General features: G+C 37.5%; 23 protein-coding genes and 1 tRNA gene. 9 read left to right on the forward strand and 15 right to left on the reverse strand.

From position 1 onward, the window contains the following. Positions 1 to 87: 87 nt before the first annotated feature. A complete protein-coding gene (locus DQM95_RS09490) occupies positions 88 to 291 on the reverse strand; it encodes a cold-shock protein (RefSeq protein WP_037593131.1) in 204 nt (67 codons plus the stop codon). A 230-nt stretch (positions 292 to 521) separates the two neighbouring features. On the opposite strand from DQM95_RS09490, the gene DQM95_RS09495 reads away from it, so the two are divergent. Both DQM95_RS09495 and DQM95_RS09500 read left to right on the forward strand, forming a co-directional pair. After that, positions 522 to 848, forward strand: coding sequence for a hypothetical protein (locus DQM95_RS09495; RefSeq protein ID WP_231909964.1), 327 nt, complete (start codon positions 522 to 524; stop codon positions 846 to 848). Between the two features lies 1 nt (position 849). Next, on the forward strand, positions 850 to 2,919 hold the full coding sequence (locus tag DQM95_RS09500; protein ID WP_046389728.1) for a cation:proton antiporter: 2,070 nt from the start codon (positions 850 to 852) through the stop codon (positions 2,917 to 2,919). Between the two features lie 111 nt (positions 2,920 to 3,030). Here DQM95_RS09500 and DQM95_RS09505 read toward each other — a convergent pair. Further along, positions 3,031 to 3,101: transfer RNA gene (locus DQM95_RS09505), tRNA-Cys, on the reverse strand. Between the two features lie 288 nt (positions 3,102 to 3,389). Here DQM95_RS09505 and ahpC point away from each other — a divergent pair. The 4 genes from ahpC (at position 3,390) to tsf (ending at position 7,695) form a co-directional block, all read left to right on the forward strand. Further along, entirely contained in the window at positions 3,390 to 3,953 is a 564-nt protein-coding gene (ahpC, locus tag DQM95_RS09510) for an alkyl hydroperoxide reductase subunit C (protein WP_015912043.1), read from the forward strand. 38 nt (positions 3,954 to 3,991) lie between these two features. Beyond that, positions 3,992 to 5,524: an alkyl hydroperoxide reductase subunit F gene (gene ahpF / locus DQM95_RS09515; RefSeq protein WP_037593130.1), complete on the forward strand. Its 1,533-nt coding sequence runs from the start codon at positions 3,992 to 3,994 to the stop codon at positions 5,522 to 5,524. 224 nt (positions 5,525 to 5,748) lie between these two features. Further along, entirely contained in the window at positions 5,749 to 6,516 is a 768-nt protein-coding gene (rpsB, locus tag DQM95_RS09520) for a 30S ribosomal protein S2 (protein WP_037593129.1), read from the forward strand. A gap of 138 nt (positions 6,517 to 6,654) precedes the next feature. After that, positions 6,655 to 7,695 (forward strand): translation elongation factor Ts, encoded by a 1,041-nt coding sequence (gene tsf, locus DQM95_RS09525; RefSeq protein WP_037593128.1) that lies wholly within the window; start codon positions 6,655 to 6,657, stop codon positions 7,693 to 7,695. A 76-nt stretch (positions 7,696 to 7,771) separates the two neighbouring features. Here the strand turns inward: tsf and DQM95_RS09530 are convergent, their stop codons facing one another. The 8 genes from DQM95_RS09530 to treP all read right to left on the reverse strand — a co-directional run bounded on the left by DQM95_RS09530 (position 7,772) and on the right by treP (position 19,186). Then, positions 7,772 to 9,667, reverse strand: a complete 1,896-nt coding sequence (locus tag DQM95_RS09530; protein WP_111686015.1) for a M13 family metallopeptidase — start codon at positions 9,665 to 9,667, stop codon at positions 7,772 to 7,774. 128 nt (positions 9,668 to 9,795) lie between these two features. Next, a complete protein-coding gene (locus DQM95_RS09535) occupies positions 9,796 to 10,725 on the reverse strand; it encodes a transketolase family protein (protein WP_015912048.1) in 930 nt (309 codons plus the stop codon). Next, positions 10,722 to 11,579: a transketolase gene (locus DQM95_RS09540; protein ID WP_111686016.1), complete on the reverse strand. Its 858-nt coding sequence runs from the start codon at positions 11,577 to 11,579 to the stop codon at positions 10,722 to 10,724. The genes DQM95_RS09535 and DQM95_RS09540 overlap by 4 nt, the downstream gene beginning before the upstream one ends. A gap of 2 nt (positions 11,580 to 11,581) precedes the next feature. Continuing rightward, positions 11,582 to 12,925 (reverse strand): PTS ascorbate transporter subunit IIC, encoded by a 1,344-nt coding sequence (locus DQM95_RS09545; protein ID WP_015912050.1) that lies wholly within the window; start codon positions 12,923 to 12,925, stop codon positions 11,582 to 11,584. Positions 12,926 to 12,937: 12 nt separating this feature from the next. After that, positions 12,938 to 13,222 (reverse strand): PTS sugar transporter subunit IIB, encoded by a 285-nt coding sequence (locus tag DQM95_RS09550; RefSeq protein WP_015912051.1) that lies wholly within the window; start codon positions 13,220 to 13,222, stop codon positions 12,938 to 12,940. Positions 13,223 to 13,226: 4 nt separating this feature from the next. After that, positions 13,227 to 15,269: a BglG family transcription antiterminator gene (locus tag DQM95_RS09555; RefSeq protein ID WP_111686017.1), complete on the reverse strand. Its 2,043-nt coding sequence runs from the start codon at positions 15,267 to 15,269 to the stop codon at positions 13,227 to 13,229. A gap of 232 nt (positions 15,270 to 15,501) precedes the next feature. Then, positions 15,502 to 17,133, reverse strand: a complete 1,632-nt coding sequence (gene treC / locus DQM95_RS09560; RefSeq protein WP_037593127.1) for an alpha,alpha-phosphotrehalase — start codon at positions 17,131 to 17,133, stop codon at positions 15,502 to 15,504. Positions 17,134 to 17,200: 67 nt separating this feature from the next. Further along, on the reverse strand, positions 17,201 to 19,186 hold the full coding sequence (gene treP / locus DQM95_RS09565) for a PTS system trehalose-specific EIIBC component (protein ID WP_037593126.1): 1,986 nt from the start codon (positions 19,184 to 19,186) through the stop codon (positions 17,201 to 17,203). Between the two features lie 219 nt (positions 19,187 to 19,405). Here treP and treR point away from each other — a divergent pair, with 219 nt between their 5' ends. Then, a complete protein-coding gene (treR, locus tag DQM95_RS09570) occupies positions 19,406 to 20,119 on the forward strand; it encodes a trehalose operon repressor (RefSeq protein ID WP_037593125.1) in 714 nt (237 codons plus the stop codon). A gap of 18 nt (positions 20,120 to 20,137) precedes the next feature. Here treR and DQM95_RS09575 read toward each other — a convergent pair whose 3' ends face one another. Further along, on the reverse strand, positions 20,138 to 20,464 hold the full coding sequence (locus DQM95_RS09575) for a winged helix-turn-helix transcriptional regulator (RefSeq protein WP_037593124.1): 327 nt from the start codon (positions 20,462 to 20,464) through the stop codon (positions 20,138 to 20,140). Positions 20,465 to 20,666: 202 nt separating this feature from the next. On the opposite strand from DQM95_RS09575, the gene DQM95_RS09580 reads away from it, so the two are divergent. Beyond that, entirely contained in the window at positions 20,667 to 21,527 is an 861-nt protein-coding gene (locus DQM95_RS09580; protein ID WP_037593123.1) for a VOC family protein, read from the forward strand. A 52-nt stretch (positions 21,528 to 21,579) separates the two neighbouring features. Then, positions 21,580 to 22,311 (forward strand): peroxide stress protein YaaA, encoded by a 732-nt coding sequence (gene yaaA, locus DQM95_RS09585; protein ID WP_015912058.1) that lies wholly within the window; start codon positions 21,580 to 21,582, stop codon positions 22,309 to 22,311. A 114-nt stretch (positions 22,312 to 22,425) separates the two neighbouring features. On the opposite strand, the gene nrdG is transcribed toward yaaA, so the two are convergent. From nrdG to DQM95_RS10070, 4 genes are read right to left on the reverse strand one after another with little or no spacing between them, the layout of a single operon-like run. Continuing rightward, positions 22,426 to 23,040, reverse strand: a complete 615-nt coding sequence (gene nrdG / locus DQM95_RS09590) for an anaerobic ribonucleoside-triphosphate reductase activating protein (RefSeq protein WP_037593122.1) — start codon at positions 23,038 to 23,040, stop codon at positions 22,426 to 22,428. Positions 23,041 to 23,044: 4 nt separating this feature from the next. Then, positions 23,045 to 23,548, reverse strand: coding sequence for a GNAT family N-acetyltransferase (locus tag DQM95_RS09595; RefSeq protein WP_015912060.1), 504 nt, complete (start codon positions 23,546 to 23,548; stop codon positions 23,045 to 23,047). Further along, complete coding sequence (locus DQM95_RS09600; RefSeq protein WP_037593121.1) at positions 23,517 to 24,497, reverse strand: Gfo/Idh/MocA family protein; 981 nt, start codon at positions 24,495 to 24,497, stop codon at positions 23,517 to 23,519. Before DQM95_RS09600 ends, DQM95_RS09595 begins: the two co-directional genes overlap by 32 nt. Before the next feature lie 25 nt (positions 24,498 to 24,522). Then, positions 24,523 to 24,672 carry a hypothetical protein gene (locus DQM95_RS10070; protein WP_170123125.1) on the reverse strand — a complete coding sequence of 50 codons (150 nt, stop codon included), beginning with the start codon at positions 24,670 to 24,672 and terminating at the stop codon, positions 24,523 to 24,525. Positions 24,673 to 24,698 lie beyond the last annotated feature (26 nt).

A 24,698-nucleotide genomic window follows, 5' to 3' on the forward strand; every position in this document is an offset into this window, starting at 1 on the left:
AAGAAAAAGAGCTCATAAAAAATATGGATGTGTAGCTTTTAAGACAACAAAAAAGCAGATTATTGTCTGCTTTTCGATAAAGTGATTCTATGGAAGTTTTGTAATATTGACTGCTTGAAGACCGCGGTGGCCGTCTACAATATCAAATGTCACTTGCTGACCTTCATCTAATGTTTTGTAACCTTTAGTTTGTATAGCTGAAAAATGTGCGAAATATTCCTGACCATCTTCAGTTGAAATAAATCCAAATCCCTTTTCAGCATTAAACCATTTAACTGTTCCTTGTGCCATAAACATCCCTTTCCTTTCTATTTAAATACTGTTGAAAAACGAGAGAAATGAAGATGCCGAAACACAAATATTTACTCATAAACGCTTTTACACCAACAGATTACAAGAACAGCTTATTACTGTCAATTAATTTATTAAAAGCATATAAAAAAATATGAACAAAATGTAAAAGCCTTTTCAAAAAAAGAACCTAGAGTTTTTAGTTGAGTTCGTTAACTATCTAGGTTAAAATGACAACTAGACTACTTCTTATGATGAATAGCATCATTTTCCCGAAAGGACCAACTATGACAGACAACCAACTTCGCTCACGCATTGAGGAAATGAAATGTAAATATCTTGAAGCTCAAGAAAATATATCAAAGTCCTCAAGTATGACCTGTAATGACATGCGCAAAGCTAAAAAAATCAAGAAAAAACTATTGACCTTAGAAAAAGAACGTTGTCAATGCATTTTAGAACATCGTGACATCTCTGCCATTGATGAAAAAATCGCTCTTTTAAAGAGTGCCTATCTTATCGATGAGGGAGCTCACATAAAAAAAGAGGACATTTAATATGCCTATTTCCCTGCTCGTCTTTGGCTTTTTGGTTGCTTTAATCCTCTCAAATGTCTTGAATCGTATCTTTCCTCAAATACCGACACCAGCTATTCAATTGACTTTGGGACTATTATTTGGTGTTTTGTCCCGAGATAACCAAATAGTCATCAATCCTGAATTATTTTTGGCCTTCGTCATTGCACCATTGAACTTTCGAGAAGGGCAAGAAAGTGATGTCAAAAGCTTTCTAAGATTTCGAAGCTTTATTCTTTATCTCATTTTACCCACCGTTCTCTTCACGACACTTTTTTTAGGATTAGGGGTAAGCACACTGCTTCCCATTAAAATCCCCCTAGCCATCTGCTTTGCCTTGGGGGCAGCCCTAGCCCCAACGGATGCCGTCGCATTTCTTTCCCTTGCTAACCGTCTTAAGTTTCCAAATCGGGTAAAAAACATTCTGACTTCTGAGGGGCTGCTAAACGATGCCAGTTCACTAGTGGCCTTTCAGTTTGCTTTGACAGCATTTTTAACCGGGACCTTTTCCTTGGCTGGAGCTAGCTTTAAATTGGCCCTCACCATTTTCGGCGGAATTGCCGTAGGCCTCCTATTTGCTTTACTAAACCGTATTTTTTTATCAGTTTTAGAGAAATTTGATGCCGCAGATGTCACCGGGGCTTTGCTATTAGAATTAGCTTTACCTGTTATCTCCTACTTTATAGCTGAACTATTAGGTTTTTCAGCTATTATTGCAGTTGTTATAGCAGGTGTCATGCAAGCCAATCGACTCAAAAAAGTCACCCTGTTTGATGCTCAAGTGGACCGTGTCACAAAAATCATTTGGGAAACCATCCATTTCATGCTAAACGGTTTTGTCTTCATAGTCTTTGGTATGGAGGCCGCTCATTTCATCGGTCCTGTTTTGACCAGTCCCCATTATAGTAATCTTTATTTATTCATATTGGTCATCGCTATTACAGCTTTGATGTTTTTGATCCGTTTTGTCATGATTACCCTATACTATTGTTATCTTAGTTTCCGCAATCACCGTTCTTTTCCAAAATATTGGAAGGAAATCATCCTCTTAACATTTTCTGGTGTCAAAGGTAGTGTCTCTATTGCAACAATCTTACTGCTCCCAAAAGAAATCACACCTGACTTCAGTTTATTACTCTTTATTGTAGGAGCAGTGACACTCTTAAGCTTTCTAGCTGGATTATTGGTTTTACCAAAACTAGCCCCTGCTGCAGTTATTGAGAAAGATAATCTGATCAATATAGCTATCCTGACAACTGTTAGTAAGGAATTGGAAGAAGAAACCCACCTTAATCAAGAAAACCAAACAGCTCTATATCATGTTGTCGATACTTACAATAAAAGAATTGAAAAATTAATCCTAGAACAAGAATCAAACGAAGTCAAATCCGATTTGGCAGAGTTACAACTATTGATACTTTCAATCGAAAGTAAAGGTTTAGAATACGCCTTTAAAAATAAAGAGGTTTCATTATATGAGTACCGTATTTATCAATCCTATTTAAAATCTCTGGAACGTGATGTCAACCGCAGTTTTACTTCCAGCTTTACATATGCACTCATTATTTTTTTAAGGGTTATTCGAGGGCTCCTTCATGAATTATCTTTTTTTCACGGTATCATTCCTAATATAAGACGGATTGCGAAACCAAGAATCAATCTAAGCCAAGAAAATCGTCAACATTTAACAGATCTTTATTTAAACAACACGGCATTAATTTTAGATGCCCTCGAAGATTTAGAAGGATTTTATAACAGTTATTTAGTTAACTTTATCCAAAATCAACGCATCCAAAATGCGGAATTAATTAGTTCCGGACTCTTCGTTGAACGAGTTTTAACCAATTATTTCCCAGATGCAAATAATGAACAATTACGTGGGTATTACCTAGAAAGACGGACTATCCATGAATTTGAACAAATGGGGGATATCACTGCTAAAGAAGCTCAACAACTAAGAGACCAAGTCAACGAATTGGAAAGTTACTCCTTGCGAGAAAGCTCCCCCAATTTTGCATACGATCTCATCAAATACCGACAAAAAACGAAGTGAGGATAATAGCTCAAAACCTATTTTAATAAGTTTTTATCTTTTCACAAAAACAAAAACCTTGATTTGACAACGTTTTATACGCTGTTAATCAAGGTTATTTTTGTATTATGAAGGCGGTAGACGGATTTGAACCGACGATCAAGCTTTTGCAGAGCCGTGCCTTACCACTTGGCTATACCGCCACAACAGTAATTATTTTACATGAAATGTAAGTAAAGGTCAAGATAAATTTTCTCCCTTTGACTCAAAAATTTTTTTACCCAATTTTCTCATGATAACCAAATTTTTCTGAAAAAAGAAACTTTTAAAACCTTTAAACGTCTAATGTTTAGAATTATTCTAAATAAAATAGGTTGTTTCATAGATGAATTTTCAGACGATTCACCAAAAAATCAAGCGCTTTCTTTTAGACTTTTATTTTTTCTTTTCCTATAATACAAGTATAACAAATAAAAAAGGAGGACCATTTGATGTCTTTAGTTGGAAAAGAAATTGCTGAATTTACAGCAGATGCTTATCGTAACGGTGAATTTGTAACAGTTAGCCACGAGGATATTAAAGGAAAATGGGCTATTTTCTGTTTCTATCCTGCTGATTTCTCTTTTGTCTGCCCTACAGAGCTTGGTGACTTACAAGAACAATACGACAGCTTAAAATCACTGGACGTTGAAGTCTATTCTGTTTCTACAGATACTCACTTTGTTCACAAAGCTTGGCATGATGACTCCGATGTCGTTGGATCCATTACCTACACCATGATAGGTGACCCATCACATCATATTTCACGCGCATTTGATGTTCTTGATGAAGAAAATGGTCTTGCCCAACGTGGTACCTTTATTATCGATCCTGATGGCATCATTCAAATGATGGAAATTAACGCTGATGGCATCGGCCGAGATGCAAGTACCCTCATTGATAAAATTAAAGCTGCTCAATACGTTCGTCAGCATCCTGGCGAAGTTTGCCCTGCCAAATGGAAAGAAGGCGAAGACACATTAACACCTAGCCTAGATCTTGTAGGTAAAATTTAAGCCTTTACCTAACGATACTGTTCAAAAAGGAGGTAAAGATGGCCTTAACTTCTGAAATCAAAGCCCAACTCAAACAATATTTAGACTTACTTGAATCTGATATTGTCTTACAAACGGATTTCGGTAACAATGACAACTCCTCAAAAATGAAAGCATTTATCGATGAGATTGTTGCCATGTCAGATCGAATCAGTACCGAAGCTGTTTCATTATCAAGACAACCTAGTTTTACTATTGCCCAAAAAGGAACAGCTGGACGTGTGTCATTTGCAGGTATCCCTCTTGGACACGAGTTCACATCCTTTATCTTGGCTTTATTACAAGTCTCTGGACGACCACCAAAAATTGACCAAGATCTCATTAAACGCATTAAGGGTATCGAAAAACCCATGCATTTTGAAACCTATGCCAGCTTGACTTGCCATAACTGTCCTGACGTTGTCCAAGCCTTCAATATCATGGCCGTCCTAAATCCAAAGATCAGTCACACCATGATTGAAGGAGGCATGTTCCAAGATGAAGTGACCGAAAAAGGAATTATGTCTGTACCGACAGTTTACTTTGAAAATGAAGTCTTTCATTCTGGCCGTGCAACTATCGAACAGCTAGTTGATAAGGTAGCTGGACCTTTGTCAGAATCAGCCTTTACAGACAAAGGGACCTACGATGTTCTTGTCATTGGTGGCGGGCCCGCAGGTAACAGCGCAGCCATTTATGCTGCAAGAAAAGGCTTGAAAACTGGCCTTATTGCAGAAACTTTTGGTGGCCAAGTCATGGAAACCGTCGGAATTGAAAATATGATTGGTACCCTTTATACAGAAGGACCTCAACTGATGGCCCAAATTGAGGCGCATACCAAGTCTTATCCTGTTGATATCATCAAGTCACAAGTGGTAACAAAGATTGACAAGAAAGATTTGGTCTCCGTTTCTTTAGCAAATGGTGCCGTATTAAATGCAAAAACAGCCATTCTAGCTTTAGGAGCCAAATGGCGAAACGTTAATGTTCCTGGGGAAGAAGAATTCCGAACTAAGGGTGTCACCAACTGTCCACATTGTGACGGACCGCTCTTTGAAGGAAAAGATGTTGCTGTTATTGGCGGTGGAAATTCTGGTATGGAGGCCGCATTGGATCTTGCAGGAATCTGTAAGCATGTTACGGTTCTTGAATTCTTACCAGAAGTCAAAGCTGACCAGGTCTTACAAGATCGCGCTGCTAAAACAGATAATGTCACTATTATCACCAATGCCGCAACCAAAGAAATTATTGGCGATGAGCATGTGACAGGTATTCGTTACACAGACCGTGAAACCAATGAGGAAAAACAAATTGATCTTGAAGGAGTTTTTGTTCAAATTGGTCTGGTACCTAGCACACAATGGCTAAAAGATAGTGGTATCACTTTAACTGAACGTGGGGAAATTGTGGTTGATGCTCACGGGATGACATCAATCCCTGGCATTTTCGCAGCAGGAGATTGCACCAACTCAGCCTATAAACAAATCATTATTTCAATGGGTTCAGGAGCCACAGCTGCTATTGGAGCTTTTGACTATTTGATTAGACAATAGTTTCAACAAAGTCAGGTATCTGAAGACTCTTCAGATACCTGACTTTTCTCTTTTTAGCCTTGATAGATTTAACTTGCTTTTTCCCCTTTTTTCTGCTAAAATTGTTTTGTCGTGTGTGCGACAAATACTCATCTCTTACCAATTGTGGTCTTGTTGCCTTCGGGTTAGACTGCAAGTCGAAGTCAGAGAGAGGAAAAAAACATTATAAAAAGGAGAAACTACTCATGGCAGTAATTTCAATGAAACAACTTCTTGAGGCTGGTGTTCACTTTGGTCACCAAACTCGTCGCTGGAATCCTAAGATGGCTAAGTACATCTTCACAGAACGTAACGGTATCCACGTTATCGACTTACAACAAACTGTTAAATTAGCTGATCAAGCTTACGAATTCGTTCGTGACGCTGCTGCTAACGATGCTGTTATCTTGTTCGTTGGTACTAAAAAACAAGTTGCTGAAGCAGTTGCTGACGAAGCAACTCGTGCAGGTCAATACTTCATCAACCACCGTTGGTTGGGTGGAACACTTACAAACTGGGGAACAATCCAAAAACGTATCGCTCGTTTGAAAGAAATCAAACGTATGGAAGAAGAAGGAACTTTCGAAGTTCTTCCTAAAAAAGAAGTTGCACTTCTTAACAAACAACGCGCTCGTCTTGAAAAATTCTTAGGCGGTATCGAAGATATGCCTCGTATTCCAGACGTTATGTACGTTGTTGACCCACATAAAGAACAAATCGCAGTTAAAGAAGCTAAAAAACTTGGTATCCCTGTAGTTGCTATGGTGGATACAAATGCTGATCCAGATGATATCGATGTTATCATCCCAGCTAACGATGACGCTATCCGCGCTGTTAAATTGATCACTTCTAAATTAGCTGATGCTATTATTGAAGGTCGTCAAGGTGAAGATGCAAGCGTTGAATTTGAAGCTGATACTAAAGCAGATTCAATCGAAGAAATCGTTGAAGTTGTAGAAGGCGACAATAACTAAGTTTGACCATTCCTTTAACTCATACCGTTGAAATAAAGGAACTATCTCAATCGCAATACCAAAACGGGGCAGAAAGCAAACCGCTCTGTCTCGTTTTTTTAAATTAACTATTATTTAACTTTTTGGAGGATTCTACTAATGGCAGAAATTACAGCTAAGCTTGTAAAAGAATTACGTGAAAAATCTGGTGCCGGCGTTATGGACGCTAAAAAAGCACTTGTTGAAACTGATGGGGACATGGACAAAGCCATTGAACTTCTTCGTGAAAAAGGAATGGCTAAAGCAGCTAAAAAAGCTGACCGTGTTGCTGCCGAAGGACTTACTGGTGTTTATGTCAGTGGTAATTATGCTGCCGTTGTTGAAGTTAATGCTGAAACTGACTTTGTAGCAAAAAATGCTCAATTCGTAGAATTAGTAAATGACACTGCTAAAACAATTGCTGAAGGCAAACCAGCTAACAATGAAGAAGCACTTAACTTGATCATGCCTTCAGGTGAAACACTCGCTGCTGCTTACGTTAATGCAACTGCAACTATCGGTGAAAAAATTTCATTCCGTCGTTTCTCTCTTTTAGAAAAAACTGATGAGCAACACTTTGGCGCATACCAACACAATGGCGGACGTATCGGTGTTATCTCCGTTATCGAAGGTGGCGACGATGCACTTGCTAAACAAGTTTCAATGCACATCGCAGCAATGAAACCAACTGTTCTATCATACACTGAACTTGACCCACAATTTGTTAAAGATGAACTTGCTAAACTTAACCACGATATCGAACTTGACAACGAGTCACGCGCGATGGTTGATAAAGCACCACTTCCATTCTTACAATATGGTTCAAAAGCACAATTATCAGAAGATGTTATTACTAAAGCTGAAGAAGACATTAAAGCTGAATTAGCAGCTGAAGGCAAACCAGAAAAAATCTGGGATAAAATCATCCCTGGTAAAATGGATCGCTTCATGCTTGATAATACAAAAGTTGACCAAGCTTACACATTACTTGCTCAAGTATATATCATGGATGACAGCAAAACAGTTGAAGCTTACCTTGACTCAGTAAATGCTAAAGCAATTGCATTTGCTCGTTTTGAAGTTGGTGAAGGTATTGAGAAAAAAGCTAATGATTTCGAATCAGAAGTTGCTGCAACTATGGCTGCTGCTCTTAACAACTAATACATTGAAAACCTTGATTTAAATCAAGGTTTTTTGATACTCAAAAAAGGTTGAGCAAACGCTCAACCTTTTAACATTACCAAATAATAACGCGATCTTCAGGCGCTCTCCACATAAAGTCACCTTCTGAAATTCCAAATGTTTGATGAAATTCTTCAAAATTTGTTAATGTCACATTAGTTCGCCATTCTCCAGGTGCATGAACATCAACACTAGCCATCATTTGCATAAATTCTTCACGCGCTTTCATACGCCAGATGCGTGCGAAGTTAATAAAGAAATCGCGAGCAGAAAAGTCATTTTCTTTTTTAGCAGCCTCTAGAGCACAAGCGACACCGCCCAAATCAGCTACATTTTCAGAAACAGTTAACTTACCATTAACTTTCGCACCATAGGAATCAAGGCCATCAAATTGTTCAACGACTTTATCTGTTCTTTGCTTGAAGGCTGCATAATCTGATTCTGTCCACCAATCATGTAAACTACCATTCTCATCAAAAGAAGCACCATTAGTATCAAAGGCATGGGAAATTTCGTGCGCAATGACAGCACCAATACCACCATAATTTGCCGACGAACTTTGATTTAAAGAATAGAAAGGTGCTTGTAAAATAGCTGCCGGGAATACAATTTGATTCTGTTGAGGGTCATAATAAGCATTTACCATATGCGCAGGCATATGCCATTCAGTGCGGTCTACAGGCTTATTCCATTTACTCCAACTATGGGCGATGGAAATTTGAGCCAACCTTTGTGCATTTTCAACTAGAGACAGATTATCATCGATGATTTTTTTAGAGTAGGTTTCAGGCAATTTCTCTGGATAGCCAATATGAGGTGTAATGACATTTAATTTCACAATAGCTTTCTCACGTGTTGATTCTTCCAGCCAATCGGCCTTTTCTAAACGTGATTTGTAAACCTCAATCATCGTTGCCACTTTACTCTCGACATCTGCTTTTGCTTCAGCAGAAAAATGTCTATTCGCATACCACAAGCCTAAAGCTTGGTTGTATGGCCCTTGTGCCAGATAAAAAGCTGCTTTTTTCTTATCCATGGCCTGAGGAGTACCAGAAAGGGCACGACCATAAGTTCCAGATTCGACTCGAATATCATCCGTCAGATAAGCATTGTAGGCATTAGCAGCTTCAATGACAAGATCCGCTTTAATCAGGTCCCAATTTTTTTCAGAGTAAAACTCTGCAGCATAGTCTGTCCAAAAACGTTCCTCCGGCACAATCACTTTATCAGGTATTTGACCTAGGATTTTTTGGAAAATAGCATCCAAAGGTAGCTCAGGAGCTAATTGCGTGAATTCTTGCCAGTCATATGGGTGGTATAGTTTCACATACTCTGAAGATTCCTCACGAGATAAAACAAATGCCGCCAATTTAGAATCCAATTGCAAAGCCTTGTCCAATAAATCAGAAATTTCTTCAGCAGAAAAACCAACTTTAGCCAACAGTTTTTCCTGAGACTGACGCCAAACGCCACGAAGTTCCTCCGCTTTTTCATGACCTTCCTCATAATAGGTCGTATCAGGTAGGAGAATAGAAGGTGCTTCAGCCCAAAGAACATTTAATTTAGCATTCATAAAGTCTGGAGCAACACCAAATGGGAATAGATTGGGTTTACCAAGCAATTCAAAATCAGCTATTTTAGAAGCAAATTCTTTAAATGAACTTAAAGATTGATATTCTTTAATCAAAGGAAGTACTGGGGCAACGCCTACCTCTTCTCTTTTAGCGTAATCTGAAGTTAACTGATGTAACTTGATGAAATTCTTTAATACAGGATCATCCGGTAAGTTTTCCCCATCTAACCACTGATCTGTCGTCTTTAGCATTAATGATTCAATCTCATCAGCTAAATCTGAAAAACCTCCCGTTCTAGGCTTATCATCAGGAATAACAGCTGAAGCAGCCCACTCGCCATTCACAGCATCATAAAAATTTTCTTTGTAATCGACCATACAATCTCCTTTCACTTTCATACATGTCGCAATCGTAATCTCTTACATTGTATCAAAAAAGCCCCTAATATGCACTTTCTGTATAAACCAAAAAACAAACACTTCTTTTAGTGTTTGTTTTGGCATTTTTAGTTTTGACTTAAGTCTTTTAGTTTTTGGTAAAGGTGCTTTTGCGATAGGCCGTAATGATCTAAGAGGTAGTCTTTTTGTCCAACTTGTCCAAAAGACTCCTGAACACCCATTTTGAAGATTGGGGTCTGTGTTTCCTGACTTAACAAGTCAGAAATAGCGCTCCCAATACCTCCAATGACATTGTGATTTTCAAAAGTAAGGATTGTTTTGCCAATCAGTTGCTCTTTTAAATCTTCTGGAAGAGGTTTAATACGAAAGAGATCAATGAGACCTACTTTAATACCTTCCTCAGCAAGTTTATCAATAACTTCCATTGCTTCTGCAACCATGATGCCAGAAGCAACCACTACAATATCTTCACCTGGTCTTAAGGTGATGTAGCCTTTTTTGAAATCTTCTTGTCCATCATAAATTGGTTTAGGAGCTTTCCGCGTTGTCCGAATGTAGGATAACCCTTCTAAATCCAGAGTTTCTTTCAGCACTGCTTCAAATTGAATATCATCACTCACTTCAAATACAGTAGCCTTAGGGATTAATCTGATTAATCCTAATTCTTCGAATGGCATGTGCGTTCCACCATTCATTTCAGCTGTTACTCCAGCATCTGAACCCACAATGGTAGCTTTTAACTGGGCATAGCCTAAAGAAACAAATAGTTGATCAAAAACACGACGACTTGCAAATGGACCAAAGGTGTGCACATAGGGATGGAAACCTTTAACAGAAAGACCAGCAGCTAAACCTACCATTTGCGCTTCCATAATACCAAGATTAACATAACGTTTCCCAAAATCTGCTGCTAGGCTATTGGTTGACATCGAACTTGATAAATCTGCTTCTAAGACAAGTAAGTCTTTATGGGTGTTATTGGCTTCTTTTAAAAAGTCACGATATACATGGCGCATTTCTTTACTGTTTCTCGTCATTCTATCACCCCCATTTGCTGTTGCATACCTTTAACAATTTCTTCCAGCATCGCTTTTTCACTCTGACTTGGACGTAAATGATGGTTTGATGCCATGCTTTCAATTTCTTTGACGCCTTGGCCTTTGACCGTATCGAGAACAATACATTTTGGTTTTTCTGAAGCGCTATTTTTGAAATCCATTAGAGCTTGATGGATAGCTGTGATATTTTGACCATCAACTCGTATAGCCTCAAAACCAAAGGCTTCAAATTTAGCTACAAAATCCCCACTTTGACAAATGTCTGATGTTAATCCATCTAACTGTTTTTTGTTATCATCAACGAAAACAATGAGATTTGATAATTTTTGATGGGCAGCAAATTGGATAGCCTCCCAACATTGACCCTCATTTAACTCTCCATCACCAACAATGGTATAGGTTACAAAGGGCTCCTGGTTTATTTTTTGACCATATGCAATTCCTGTAGCTGCACTAATCCCCTGTCCTAATGAACCGGTTGTCATATCCACACCAGGCGTCAAATTACGATCTGGATGGGAAGGAAGACGCGTTCCATTCGTATTTAAAGAGAATAAAAACGATTTGTCAAAAAAGCCTTTTAGATATAGGGTACTGTATAAAGCTGGCCCAGCATGACCCTTCGATAAGACAAAATAATCCCGTTCTTTTTCCGCAAATAGTTCTGGCGTCATTGGCATGACGTCTCCATAGAGAACTGCTAAAGTTTCTACAATCGAAAGACTTCCTCCATAATGACCAAAGCCAAGATGATTAAGACTTTCGAGAATCGTCAAGCGAATTTGATTCGCAAAAACTTGTAATTCTTGTAATTTATCTTCGCTTAAAGGCATTCTTATACCTCCTTAGTTTTCTCTTTACCAATAAATGATACAAGTACTAATCCCACTAAAATGGCAACTAGACCGATAGCAATGGTCATTGAACCTCCCATTTTGTTGAGAGCTCCTAAAATAATACCAGTCAAACCGAAATCAGCATCTGAGAAGGTAGAGCCTTCAAATCCAAGACCACCGAGAACAGGCATTAAGAAAATTGGAAGGTAACTAATAAGGACACCTTGCATAAAGGCACCCACTGTAGCACCTTTAACGCCACCAGAAGCATTTCCGATAACACCAGCTGTAGCACCACAGAAGAAGTGAGGGACAACACCTGGAAGAATAACTGTTGTTCCCGTTAAGATCATAATAGCCATACTCACCAAGCCACCCGCAAAACTTGAAATGAAACCAATAAGAACAGCATTAGGGGCATATGGATAGACAATTGGACAATCCAAGGCTGGTTTTGAATTTGGAACCAATTTTTCAGAAATACCTTTGAAAGCAGGAACAATTTCACCTAAAATGAGACGAACACCTGCAAGAATAACGAATACACCAGCTGCAAATTGACCAGCTAATTGCAAAGCAAATACAAGTCCATCTGTTCCATTACTCAACTCCTTAGCAATCCAAGCAGGACCAGCAAAAATAGCTACGATCAAGTAGATAATTGTCATTGAAATCGTAATACTAACAGTACTATCTCTTAAGAACGCTAAACTCTTTGGAAAATGGATATCTTCTGTTGATTTAGATTTATCACCAACTAGATTACCAACAAAACCACTTAAAAAATAACCTAGAGAACTAAAATGTCCTAAGGCAACCTTATCATTGCCCGTTAATTGAATCATGTATTTTTGGACAAAAGCTGGGGATACACTCATAATAATCCCTAATGCTAACCCTCCAAAAATAATTAAGGAGATTGATGTGAAGCCTGACACTGTCATAATCACAGCAATCATACATGCCATATAAAGCGTATGATGACCTGTTAAGAAAATGTATTTAAATTTTGTGAAGCGTGCAATCAAAATATTGAAAATCATCCCTGCAAACATGATGAGAGCTGTCGCTGAACCATATTTCGTGAGTGCTACCGCTACAATTGCCTCATTATTTGGCACAACACCTGATAAATGAAAAGCATGTTCAAACATGGTTCCAAATGGGTTTAAAGAACTTTGAATAATACCAGCACCACCTGATACAACTAGGAAACCAACAAAGGTTTTAATACCACCTTTTACAATTTCTGGCAGAGCTTTTTTCTGTAAAAGCAGACCAATAATAGCAATAAGTGCTACTAAAATGGCTGGTGTACTAGCGATATCAACTAAAAATTTCATTCTTTTATCCTCCTAGATAAGCCCTTTTTCTTGGCAAATACTTGTTACTAAAGCCCTTAATTCATCCATATCAATAATGCTGTTCAAAATGCGAACATCACCAAGATGGCCAGCCGAATCCTCCAAGTCACGACCTACAATCCAAACATCTGCCGCAGATGGATCAGCCCCACCCAAATCATAATGTTCCACCTCAACGGAATCAACACCTAACTCTTTTAAAATGGATTCAATATTCATTTGAACCATGAAACTAGATCCTAAACCTGATCCACATGCTGTACCAATTCTTAACATATTCCTATGCCTCCTGTTTAATAATTTCTTTAATATCTTGATAAGAACGAGATGCAATTAATGCATTGACATTTTCCTTATCCCTTAAAATAGTCGTTAAATGAGATAAAGCTTTGAGATGGGTCTCATTGTCAATTGCCGCAATGCAAATGAGTAAGTAAATTTCTTGCTTGGGATCGTCAAGCAAATAAACTGGGTTTTCTAAAACCAACATGCTCATACCAACGGACTGAACACCATCCTCAGGCCTAGCGTGAGGAATGGCAATACCACTTCCTAGGTTTATAAAAGGTCCAAATTCTTCAACTTTAGAAATCATTGCTTCTGGATAAGTCGACAAAATTTGTTCGCTATCCAGCAAAGGCTGAGCAGATAACCGAATAGCATCTTTCCAATTCAACCTTTGCGAAGAAACCCGGTAGGTCTTTTCTGTAATAAATTCATGTAACAAGGGACGATTATCCTTTCTTTTTTGATTTTGTCTTAAAAATGATCGCAAAGCAAAGCGTAGTTCTTTTTCATTAGAAACCGTAGCATATTGTGAAATCACTTTAACCAGTTGTTCAATTTCCAAATCCTGGGACATTTCCGGAAAATCCTGATGAACCAGCTCCATCAATTGATAAGATTGGTCATCTGTCATCGTCATTGAGACAAGGTAAGACGGTTTTTTACTTGTCATAGCAACAGTGGAAAAAATCATATCATAACAACTATCCGACATGGTTTTTAATTGGTCAATCCTTGATATCCCTCTAAAGGTGATATTAGGAAATAAAAGACGTAAATTTTCCTTAATGATAAGCGAGGAACTAAGACCATTTGGACAGATAATCACAGCCGTGTAGGCTTTTTTCTGACTATCTGAACCCGCTTTTTTCAAATAACCACCAAAATGCAAAACAAAGTAAGCCACTTCACTATCTGGTAAGGCAAAGCCCAAAGTATCCGACAAGGGTTGCAAAGACTCTTTCACCAAAGCAAATAAATCACTATAATTTTTCTTGATACGTTCCGTATAGGTGTTGTCATTCGGTAATCCATACCTCAAACGGTAGTATGCCGGAATCAGATGCCTCTGCACATTTTCTGTTAACTCTTCCCTATTTTTAAACTGCAAAATTGAAATCTCTTGCATATTATCAATAATGGCCTCAGTTAAAGAATGGAAAAAAGCATTAGTGAACTCCCCTTCTCCCTCAAAGCAAGCCGCTAATAAAAGCGAAAAGTAGCCACAGTCCTGTGCACTTAAAGTAATTTTTTGACCCATTTGCTGTTCAATACTTGTCACCAAAAGTGTGGTCAAATCCATCAACTGTTCGGAAATTGCCAAAGGCTCTTCAAACACATGTTGAACATCTCTTTGATAACGACAGATAATGAAAATGATACTATAGAGACACTCGGCCAAACGATCAATAATTGGCGTCATGTGAAAGGTGTGATAATAATCCTTGGCGCGCTGAGCGATATCCTCATATGAAACAGGATATGACCATGCTGTTAGCACATAATCTAGTGCCCATAGACCAAACGAAGACTTTAATAAAGAACTGATAACGGCAATAGCCATTCTATGTTTTGACAGCTCATCTCCAACCAGACAATAACCTTTTGTCCTCGTATATCGTAGTTCGAGATTATAATCAGTCATCATATCCCGCAAGGCCTTAATATCAGCTAAAGTTGTATTTTTACTAACCTTTAAAAAGTCCTGATAATGATTATTTGAGACAAAATCTCTACGACAAAAGGTATAAAGATAAATCAAATGCACACGATCATTCTGAGGAAGGTAAACCTGGCTTTGATTTAAGATATCCACTATCTTCGATGTATCCCTCCGAACATCCAGAGGGATACGGTAACCACTATGTGACTTTATCAAAGCACCATAACCATTAGTTGTTAGAAAATGATTGATGGTTTCAATGCATTCTTTGATTTCCTTAAGTGAAAATTTTGTTTTTAGTGTTAATTCATATAATGATAAATCCGGATTTATCATTAAGGTCACTAAAACAACTACCGCTTTATTATCGACCATTCTATTTCCTTTCTATAAACCATTCTACCGAAAACGGTTACACGAAACTAGTCCTATTTGAGCACAATTTTATTGTCAATAATCACTTCTCACCTTGTGCTTATCTTTCAAAAAGCTAGTAAGGTTCTAAGTACTAACTCCTTTAGTCTATCAAAGTTTTTATAAGATGACTTTTGAATACAAAAAAAAGACTTTAGAAAATCTCTAAAGTCTTTAAGTTTTTAACAGCCCTCTACTTTACCAAAATAGCTAGAGTCTGATAGGCTTTTAAAACAACAGAATCCCCAATAATATCTTGATCAAGATCATAGTTACTGATTAACACCTCACCCTGACGATAGTCAATTGGGAGCTGGACACTTGCTTCTTGAGGGTAAAAATTATTCAAGACCAGTAATTTTTGCCCATTACGTGTTCTTTCAAAGGCATAAACACGTTTACTATCTTTTAGGGCAGCCTTATAGTCACCTTCAGCAATAATAGGAAGCTCTTTGCGCAACTGAATGAGTTTTTGATAGAATGGGAAAATCTTACCATTTTTTTCAGCTTCCACATTGATCTTAGAATAGGATTTTCCAACTTTCAACCATGGTGTTCCTTGCGTAAAACCAGCATGTTCACTTGCATCCCATTGCATTGGTGTACGGGAATTGTCCCGTGACTTAGCCTTAATAATGTTAAAGGCTTCTTCTGGCGATTTACCTTGATCCAATAACATGCGATAAGCATTCAAACTTTCGACATCCACATAGTCATCCATGCTATCATAATCTGGATCGATCATACCAATTTCTTCTCCCATGTAAATGTAAGGAGTTCCGCGTGAAAGATGAATAGAAGCCGCTAGCATAGTAGCTCCCTCATTTCGGAAGTTTTCAACATCCACAAATCGATTCAAAGCACGTGGTTGATCATGATTATTGTAGAAAAGAGCATTCCAACCATTTCCTTCACTCATACCTTCACCCCAGGAATGGAAGAGATCTCGTAAAGAAATAAAATCAAAATCCATGATGGTCCATTTTTGCCCATCTTGATAGTCAACTTTCAAATGATGGAAGTTAAAAGCCATTGATAGTTCTTCACGCTCTGGCGCAGTATAAAGAATACAATTTTCAATAGTCGTTGCTGACATTTCACCAACTGTCATGAAGGAATCATCCTGACCAAAGCTTGCTTGGTTCATCATTTTCAAATAGTCATGCGTAATTGGCTTATCTGTATAGGCAGGTTTGCCATCATTAATAGCACAATTTTCCAAAACCTCATCTTTCCCAATTAAATTGATAACATCAAAACGGAAACCTTTAACGCCTTTATCACGCCAGAAGTTAACCACCTTAAATAATTCTTCCCGGACATTAGGATTACGCCAGTTTAAATCGGCTTGGGTAACATCAAACAAATGCAAATAGTATTTACCAGTGTCACCAAATGGTGCCCAAGCATTCCCACCGAATTTTGAAACCCAGTCTGTAGGTTCATCTCTTAAAATAAAGAAATCTAGATAATATGGATCTCCAGCTAAAGCTTTTTGGAACCATTCATGCTCAGTTGAACAGTGATTTAAAACCATGTCCAACATGAAATCAATACCATTATCCTGCCCAACTTGAATCATTTCTTCAAAGTCTGCCATGGTCCCAAAATCAGGATTTACAGCAGTATAGTCAGAGACGTCATAACCATTATCTCTTTGAGGACTTGGATAAAATGGATTCAACCAAACCATATCAATACCAAGTTCTTTTAAATAAGGGATTTTTTCTATAATACCACGAAGATCTCCAACACCATTTCCAGTAGTATCTTTGTAAGATTTAGGATAAATCTGGTAAACTACTTTACGTTTATCAATAGTCATAACATTTCCTTCCTATAAATAGATTCAGGAACTGAAAGTCAGTTCCTGAAGTTACTATAACATCACATTATTTTTTACGGGCAACCATCATCTCTTGATTGCGCGTGATTGGACGAGGCAAGTCACCATTTATTTCAATGTCAAAGGCATCTTGGTTAGTTACAATAACCGGAGTCTCTGTTGGATAACCAGCTTCAGCAATAGCATCCATATCAAATGAGATTAATGTATCCCCAGCTTTTACATGATCACCTTGATTAACATGTGCAGTAAATCCTTTACCTTCAAGGTTAACAGTATCCATTCCAATGTGCATTAAGATTTCCACACCTTCAGCTGAAACCAGTCCAATAGCATGTTTCGTAGGGAATAAGACGGAAACTTGACCATCAATAGGTGATACTAACTCACCCTCAGTAGGTTGAATAAGGACACCTTGTCCCATAACACCTTGCGCAAAAACGGGATCAACAGCTTGACTTAAGGCTTTAACTTCTCCTGTTAAAGGACTTATCATAGCAACTGTTTGACCTTTTTCAGTTACTGCTTCTGAAGCAACCGCTGCTACTGGGGCAGCTGGACTTGTATCTGCTAAACGATCTGCTCTAGCTTCATCTTCAGCTTTAGTCATGATATTTGATTTACGGAAGAAGAAGGTCATAAACATTGGTACTGCAATAGCTACTGCCATACAGATAAAGAATGGAATCATTGATTTAACATTGATAGCCATGAATCCTGGTAAGCCACCAACACCAATTGAGTTAGCTTGTACATTCAAAGTTGTTGCTAAGAGTCCAGCAAGACCTGAACCAATCATACCTGCTACAAATGGATAAACATATTTTAAGTTAACCCCGAATAGAGCTGGTTCTGTTACCCCAAGGTATGCAGAAATGGTAGCTGCAACTGAAACTTCTGCTTCACGTTCATCGTGACGATTCATGAGGTAGTAGGCAAAAACAGCAGAACCTTGAGCAATATTAGAAAGGGCAATCATTGGCCACAAACCAGTTGTATGTGTTGCTGTATCAGCAATCAATTGCGTATCAATAGCATTTGTCATATGGTGTAAACCAGTAATAACAAGTGGCGCATATAGAGCACCAAAGATAGCACCAAACAACCATTTAACAGGACCAGTTAAACCAGCAAGTACAACGAAGGAAATGCCTTTACCAATAGTCCATCCTAAAGGACCTAAAACAGTATGAGCTAAAATAATAGCCGGAACTAAAGATAAAAAGGGAACAAAGATCATTGAAATCACTTCTGGAATACGTTTACGCCAGAAAATTTCTAAATAAGAAAGTGACAAACCAGCAAGTAAAGCAGGAATAACTTGGGCTTGATAACCAATCTTATTGATTGTAAATGAACCAAAATCCCAAACCCAGTTTTTGGCAATTTCAGATGCTGGAGTAGATGCTACTGCATAGGCATTTAACAACTGTGGAGATACCAAACAGATACCTAATACTATACCAAGAATCTGTGTTGTACCCATTTTACGAGTTACGGACCAAGTAATACCAACTGGTAAGAAGTGGAAAATAGCTTCACCTGGTAACCACAAGAAACCATCTACACCAGCCCAGAATTTAGATACTTCAACAACTGTCTTACCATCTAAAAAGCCCCATGGCACACTGTCAATCAAGTTACGGAAACCTAAAATAAGACCCCCGACAATAATTGCAGGAATGATTGGTGTGAAAATTTCTGCCAACATTGTCATTACACGTTGGAAAACATTTTGATTGCTTTTAGCAGCTGATTTAGCAGCTTCTTTTGAAACGCCTTCCACACCAGAAACAGCTGTAAAATCATTGTAAAAGATTGGTACATCATTTCCAATAATAACTTGGAATTGACCAGCGTTTGTAAAAGTACCTTTTACAGCTGAAATCTTTTCAATTTCTTTGACATTAGCTTTACTATTGTCGTTCAAAACAAAACGCATGCGTGTTGCACAGTGTGTAACAGCCTTAATGTTTTCTTTTCCACCAATAGCGGAAAGAAGAACTTTAGCATCATTTTCAAATTTTCCCATTTGAATTCCCCTAATTCCTTATTCCTCCAATTACTTTCATTCTAGGAAGTAATTAAAATTAATTTTTGCAAATTCTAAAAAAGAATTTAACTTACAAATTAATTGTAATCGATTCCAAATTTGTAGGCAAGTTGTTTGTCTCAAAATATAGATTTTTTTTCATTTTTATGCTATCTTGTATGTAGAAAAAAAGACAAGTTAGAAAGAGATTTTATTTGAATGAAGAAATATGAACAAATTTATAAAGATTTAGAATCTAAAATCGCCAAAGAAATCTACAAAATTGACGACTTCTTACCCACAGAAATGGCCTTAAGTGAAGAGTACCAGGCTAGTCGTGACACTATTCGAAAAGCCCTCACTCTCCTAACAAAATCCGGACTGGTCAAAAAACGACAAGGACGGGGTACACAAGTTATCAAGCATCATCAAATTCTTTTCCCAATTTCAGAACTGACCAGTTACCAAGAACTCGTTACTTTTTTTAATATGGATTCCAAAACGAACGTGATTGCCATCGATAAATTAATTGTGGATAATGATACCTCAAAATTAACAGGTTTTCAGGTTAATGACATTATTTGGAGGGTCACACGACAAAGAGTTGTCGATGGTGTCGCATCCGTCCTAGACATCGATTATCTCAGTAAAAAACTAATCCCTACAATAACTCGTGAAATTGCTGAACACTCCTTGTATCACTATCTCGAAAAAGATCTTCATCTAGACATTGACTTTGCACTGAAAGAAGTAACCATTGATCAAGTTAACGAGAAAGATAAAATACTTCTAGACTTAGGATCAGATAAACATGTTGTCTCTGTCAAATCCAAGGTTTATCTCTCAACTAATGAACAATTTCAATTTACTGAAAGTCGTCATAAACTGGAAAAATTCAAATTTGTAGATTTTGCACGAAGAAAACCAAAATAACCCTAACTGATGTCAGGGTTATTTTTTTAAATGTGTTTCTTGATAAGTTTGTCCCCAATCCAACATAGCATTGATAACTGGCTCAAGACTTAACCCAGTCTCTGTCAAAGAATATTCAACCCGGGGTGGAACTTCTGCATAAACTTGGCGGTTAACCAAACCATGAGCTTCCATATCACGGAGCTGGCTTGTTAAAACTTTTTGACTAACTTTCCCAATTGAAGCCTTTAACTGTCCAAACCTCATTGTGCCTTTTAAAAGATCTCTCAAAATTAAGATTTTCCATTTATCTCCTATTAATGATAAGGTTGTTTCAACAGGGCATTCTTCATGTGATGCTTTCATATCATATCACCTTCTTCTTAGTATCTTTTAGAAACTTACTAACTATTATATCTCAAACAAATTTTTCAAGCAAGGACTTCTAAAAACCCTATTACTTCACATTAGTTTCTTTTAAGTAACTAACTTACAAAATAGTGCCTACTTTTCAAAAAGAAACTAAGCGTATATGATATCTTTAAGACTTAATAATGAGGTATTTAAAATGACATATGCATATCATTCAAACATAAGACTAGGCTTGGTATCATTAATGGTCAATCAATTGGATAAAATGACAGATTTTTATACAAAGACGATTGGCTTTTCAATACTAAATCAAACAAATCACAAAACCGTACTGACTACAGATGGACAAACCGCATTTTTAGAACTCGTTCAAAGTCAATCACCACGTCAAATCACTTATGGACTCTATCACACAGCAATTTTAGTACCAAATCGATATGATTTGGGTTTAGCTTTACATCATCTCATAAGCAATGGTGTCCCATTAGAAGGAGCTGCTGATCATGGTTATAGTGAAGCCATTTACTTAAGTGACCCTGAAGGCAACGGTATTGAAATTTACCGTGATAAAGAGACAAGTTATTGGGATATTCGCGAAGATGGTCGCATCATTGGGGTGACAGAACCAATGGATGCTCAAAGTATGTTAGATAGCTTATCTGAGATTCCCGCTCATTTCAAACTTTCAGAAAAAACCATACTTGGTCATCTCCATCTCAGTGTCAAAGATGCTTTAAGCTCTTCACAACTTTATCAAAAAGTTTTCGATATGGGTGATAAAATGACTATACCAACAGCAAGCTGGATTGCATCTGGACAATATCATCATCATTTAGCTTTTAACCATTGGGCAGGACCAAACTTAAAAGCACATCCTGTTGGTATTCCTGGACTTAATTTCATAACCATTGAATTCTCCGATTCTATCTTATTTGCTGCTAGTTTAAAGAAAGCAATCCTATATGGTTTACCAATTGTAGAAAAATCTGAAAATCAGTTCACTCTCCAAGATAGTGATGGTATCGTAACAAAGGTAATTCTAGTCTCAAAAGCTTAATCCCTTAGGTCCTTCCTTGACAGAAGGACTTTTTCTTTATTACAATAAAACTATGTTAATCTATCTCATTCCGACAGCAAAAGAAATGTCGCAAAATCACACTAGATTTCCAGCTACTTTTCCAAAGAAAAGTTATCCTATTCTGGATGTTTTAGCCAACTTATCTGTGAAAGACCTATCAAAAGCCTATCGAATCTCCGAGGATGCCAGTCAGAAAGAATGGTTGCGAATTCAAGCTCTTTATAATCATACCGCTCCAACCTATCCTGCATATAAGCTCTTCAACGGTCTCATGTATCGATATCTAAAGCGTGATTCTTTATCTCCTAAAGAAGAAGATTACTTGAAAAACCACGTTTATATCACTTCAGCACTTTATGGTATCATTCCTGCTAGTTTTCCAATTGCTGAGCACCGCCTCGATTTTCAAACTAAAATAAAAATAGGTCAACAATCACTCAAGCATTTTTGGCGTGAAGACTACAATCAATTTATCGATGCGAATCAAACCTATGTTTCACTGCTATCCAGTGAATTTGAAGATGTCTTTTCCACAGACCAACGTCAAATGTGGATAAGTACCCAATTTTTGGAAGAAAAAAATGGTCTCTTGAAGTCTCATTCCACGATTTCTAAAAAGGCTCGTGGAGCCTTCTTAACAGCCTGTATAGCGAAACAATGTCAAAGTATATCTGACCTGAAAACCCTTGATTTTATTGGATTTTCCTTTAGTCCAGAATTATCTACCAATCACAAATTTGTCTATATCAAAAAAGAGGCCTAGAAGCCTCTTCTTTTTATTATACACAATAACTTTCACTTATCAACAACTTGTGGATAACTTTGAGGATAAGTCATTAAAATAGTGACTTATCCCTTTCTAATAAGTCAACAATAGTTAGAGAAGGTCCTCACGATTGACTTGTTCAAAAGTCTCATTTCCATCATTTAACTTTTCCCAAATCACAACTTGCTCCTCTTTTAAGGATTTTTGAACGTCAATAATACGCTGGTTGGAGGACCCCCGAAATTGCAACATGAGATTTTTTTTAGTGATATCAAACCGACCATCCACAAGAATATCAATCAGAGATAACATTTCCAATTTATCCTCAGTTTCTTGCATTAACTCCTCCCAGGTATAGCCTGTCCAAGACCAAATATCTTTATCCGGAAGCTCTCGGCGAATTTTTTTAATCAGTGGTAATAAAATACCAGTATTCAAAAATGGCTCTCCACCTAAAAGCGTTAACCCCTGAACATAAGGCTTAGCCAAATCAGACATGATTTGGTCTTCCAATTCTTGTGTATATGGCATGCCAGCTTTAAAGGACCAAGTTGCAGCATTATAACAGCCTTTACAATGGAACATACAACCTGAAACATAGAGTGAATTTCTCACGCCTTCGCCATCAACAAAATTGAAAGCTTTATAGTCAATTATTCTTCCCTGACTCAAGTCTTCAGACTTCCATTCCTTAGGTTTAGGTGTATTCCATGTTTCTAATGCCATGCACTCACTCCTTTATGTTAATCCAATAGCGTTCAATACCCTGACGGCAATCTTCAAAATGGCCACCATTTGCCAAAATAACAGACCGACTAGCACTATTTTCTTCCTTACACGTTACCAAAACTGGACAAATATTTTTATTTTTAGCATATTGAAGTCCTGTTGCCAACATCTGTTTCGCATAACCATTGCCCCTCTGACTCGGTCTCACAGAGTAGCCAATATGACCGCCAGACTCAAATAGCGCCTCGTTAAGCCTTAGCCTTAAACTAAGAAAGCCAAGGGCCTTATTCATATCATCAAAAAATACGTATTGAATAGATGGAACGAAATGGTCAGGGACTCCGATGCCAAGTTCAAAATTCTGATTCATTTCAATCCAACTGTCATAATCAAAGCTATCAGGATCCCAAAAACCACCATCATGAGCAGAGCCGGAGTTTTTGAATTCTGACATCATCTCCATGATGGTTTCTTTATCTTCTAAGGTCGGCCTTCTCAACTGCATCATTATTCTCCCAATAATTCTTTGGTAGACTGACCGACAAACTGCCAGACTCTTCATTTGAGGTATTGATTTGATGACAAATCCAGTGACTTAATAAACTTGATTCTGGATTGACAGGATTGACACCTGTCTTTACAGCATTCAAAAAAGCATCAATGATCGTTTCAAAACCTCGTTTGTATAGTGTTGTATCCCATGAACCAAAGTTCTGTTTTTCCTCATCAGTTCCCTTATAAATACGGACTTCATCAAGATTAATTACCTGTCTCGTCTCTTCACAAGATTGAACTTCCATAACTTCTCTACGGCTTCCAGACTGAAGATTCATTGAGGCTGTTATCAAAGTGTTCTCTGTTCTCAAATTGACAGAGACTTGACAAAGCTGTCCATCCTTCCTCTGATAAGCATAATTCCCTTCAATAAGTTCTTCATCTGTTAAATATAATGCTGTATCAAGGGGATGTATAAAGAAATCAAAGAGCTTGAAAGTAAAATCACCTGGTCTATTACTATCGTTTTTTTCAACATGAACTTTACGCTTGCTTGACAATCTTGACAACTCATTGACACGCGGAGCAAATCTTCTATTAAAACCTGCCATTAAAAATGTATCATGTTTTTTCGCCATTTTGTACAATTCAAGACTTGATTCAAAGTCCTCCGTTAAAGGCTTATCCATATAGACAGGAATTCCCCTTTGCAAGAAAAGTTTAGCTACTTCAAAATGGGCTACCGTAGCAACATGGATGAAAACACCATCTAAATCTTGTTTTGCTAAGCTGTCAATATCAGAATAGGTTTTTGAACAAGCAAATAGATTGTTTACTTGAATTAATCTCTTTTCATTTCTGGTCGAAAGGTGCCATTCGACATCAGCAATTTGACGCATATATGGTAAATAGGCTTTTTTTGAAATACCACCCAAACCAACAATTCCAATCTTTAACATAACTGATTTCCTTTCCACTGAAAATCTATTTTTGGCTTCCCTTACTTCCTTTTTCCAAAAATTGAGCTTTCAACTCTTTTACACGAGACTTCTTATCTGTTTTTTGTGTTGAATGCTTTTCGTGAAACTTTTCAACTTGTTGCATTCCTTTATAGTCTAATTGGTACTTTCCCATTATTACACTCCTTGTCTAATCTGATA

The organism is Streptococcus uberis, assembly GCF_900475595.1.
In the GTDB taxonomy this organism is placed as follows: domain Bacteria; phylum Bacillota; class Bacilli; order Lactobacillales; family Streptococcaceae; genus Streptococcus; species Streptococcus uberis.